The following is a 642-nucleotide window of genomic DNA, read 5'->3' as shown; positions in this document are numbered from 1 at the left end:
GCCACACCGCCGCCAGAAAGATATAGCGCTTGATGGCCAACTTGGGTCGCCATCATCGCAGTATAGGCATTGATCGCGCCTGCAATTTGTAATGGCTGGTTATTATCATTTTTTTGTTTAAGCGCACTGCGAAAGCGTGCGCCTGCTGAGGGTGATGTCATGTGAGTATCCTTTCATGGGCTTGCATGGAGAGAAAATAATCTTGTTGTTGTCACTGATTATACTCAATTATCCACGTCTGCAAAGGTTAGCTTGTAGATTATTGTTTATTATTTTTAATAATTAATTGTAGTTAATTTAATATTATTCATAAAACAAATAGCATTATGTATTTTTTAACGTTTAGCTAGAATGAGTATTCATATTACTCAAATCACCAAATTTTGAGACGATATATTTTTACATTTAGTTACAATTATAATAGGTGTATTACTCTATAGATTGTCCTGTTCCCACCAAAAAGCCCTAACAGCTAAGCTATTAGGGCTTCATTTATCATGAGCTTAAAAAAGACTAAGTTTAAGCAAATAAACCTGCCAAATTGGCCAAAAACAATAAGGCAAATCCTGCCAAGAATACCAAGCCTGCGATAGACAGAGCGTTCATACCTGCGGACAGTTTTTTATGTTTCTTAACCAATGA

The 642-nt window shown here is 36.1% G+C and carries 1 pseudogene; it reads right to left on the bottom strand.

The features are described from left to right. A pseudogene (prpB, locus tag ACS8FC_RS18475) lies at nucleotides 1-161 on the bottom strand (methylisocitrate lyase); the annotation flags it as partial. Nucleotides 162-642 lie beyond the last annotated feature (481 nt).

The organism is Psychrobacter sp. 1Y4, from assembly GCF_051847555.1.
The sequence above is the reverse complement of the archived record's forward strand: the minus strand, read 5'-3'. Positions and strand labels throughout refer to the sequence as shown.